Origin of the sequence: Aquabacterium parvum, from assembly GCF_001447195.1 — a bacterium.
Lineage (GTDB): Bacteria > Pseudomonadota > Gammaproteobacteria > Burkholderiales > Burkholderiaceae_C > Aquabacterium > Aquabacterium parvum.
The window spans coordinates 1-1,632 of sequence record NZ_LFRI01000310.1 but is presented as its reverse complement, the minus strand read 5'-3'; the positions used below and the strand labels follow the sequence as shown (position 1 = coordinate 1,632).

Annotated in this window: 1 protein-coding gene; it reads right to left on the bottom strand. The window is 60.8% G+C overall.

All coding sequences use genetic code 11. The features are described 5' to 3' along the window. Window positions 1–44: 44 nt before the first annotated feature. On the bottom strand, window positions 45–1,397 hold the full coding sequence (locus tag ABG80_RS10650) for an IS110 family RNA-guided transposase (RefSeq protein ID WP_152987576.1): 1,353 nt from the start codon (window positions 1,395–1,397) through the stop codon (window positions 45–47). Between the last annotated feature and the right edge of the window lie 235 nt (window positions 1,398–1,632).

The following is a 1,632-nucleotide window of genomic DNA, read 5'->3' as shown; positions in this document are numbered from 1 at the left end:
CTCTCAAGAAACACACCATAAGTGATTGATTTGCCAAGGGGTGTTCATGCGACCTCCATCGGCACCAAGCGCAAGCCCAGGCTCTCGGCTCGTTTGCGCAGGTGGTACTCGACCCGCTGTCGGTAGCGTTCTTCGTAGTATGCCTGCCCCTTGTCCACATACTCCTCGCCGTTTGTGATCATCGAGTAGATCAGCCGCGCCAGCTTGTGCGCTGCCGCCGTGATCGCCTTGGGCTTGTCCATCTTGGCGCACATGCGCCGGTAATACGCTCCCAGGGCCGAGTGGCTGTTCTTCAGGCATGACGCTGCCTGTCTCAAGGCCTGCGCCGTCTTGTTCGCGCATTTCTGGGTCTTGCTGCCCAGCACTTTGCCGCCAGATATCTTGGTGCCCGGACACAAACCCAACCACGCCGCAAAGTGCTTGGCCGTCGGGAATTTGCTCATGTCCACGCCAACCTCCGACAGCACCGTCATGGCCGTGCACACGTCGATGCCATCGATGCGCGTGAGGTCCACCCCGCACATCTGGTACAGCCGCGTGCGCAGGTCAAACTTCGGCTTGTTGCGGTGGCTGGTTTTGCGAGCCTTGCCCGGCACGCGGTCATGCTGGTGCAGCACCACCATTTGCTGCTCAATGAGCGCGTCGCAGTCGGCAACCTGCTTGGCGTAAAAATCAAATAGCTCCAGTGCCTGCTTGAGCGCAAACACATGCTCGTCACGCCAGTTGCCCCGCAGGCTTTGCACGATCTCTTCTTCGCTGGCCTTGATGCGCACGTTCCTCATGCCCGCCAGCACATACTCGTTGCGCTCACCGGCCACGATCGCGCGCAGAATTTTCTGGCCCGTCTCGCCCACCACGTCGGAGATCACATTGGCCAGCTGAATGTTCATCTGCACCAGCGCCTTTTGCATGTGCTGGATGTGCCGCGCTTGCAGCCTCAGCAGCATCGCACGCTGGCGGCTCAGCGACCTCAGCACGCACACTTGGTCGTCTGGCCTGAACGCGCCCCGCAGCAAGCCATAGCTGTGCAACTGCTGCAGCCATTGGCAGTCCAGCACATCCGACTTACGGCCTGCCACGTTCTTGACGTGCCTGGCGTTGACCAGCAGCACCTTGAAGCCTCGGCGCTCCAGGATCTCATACACAGGTATCCAGTACACCCCGGTCGACTCCATCGCCACCGTGTCCACCCCGCACGCCGTCAGCCAGTCGGCCATCTTGTGGATGTCCACCGTGAAGCTCTTGAACTCGCGCACCGGCTCGTCATCGCGCTCCACCGGCACCGACACGTAGTGCGCCGCACTGCCTATGTCTATGCCCGCCGCGTTCGGGTTCGTCACCTCCAGCTTCGGGCCCCTCTTCTTGGCCTGCCCTTGCTGTCCTTTGCTGTGCTCCATTACCATCTCCATGGGAACGGCACCGCCTTGGGTACGTCGTCTTGCTCAATCTCTCAAACGGGATATCGATTGCCGTCGATTCACCAGTGCCAATGACGTCACCCTTGACCACCCTAACTGTCGGGCATCACGCGCCATTGACTGTCCGGTCTTTGGCGGCGCCGGCTCCCACCTTGCCACAACGCAGTCAGTTTCCTTTGCGCAATGGGCGCCTCGCAGAGGGGCCTGAAACCCT

Bases quoted from the DNA above. Each gene is read 5' to 3' on its own strand.
- ABG80_RS10650 (WP_152987576.1), bottom strand. From the start codon at position 1,397: ATGGAGCACAGCAAAGGACAGCAAGGGCAGGCCAAGAAGAGGGGCCCG.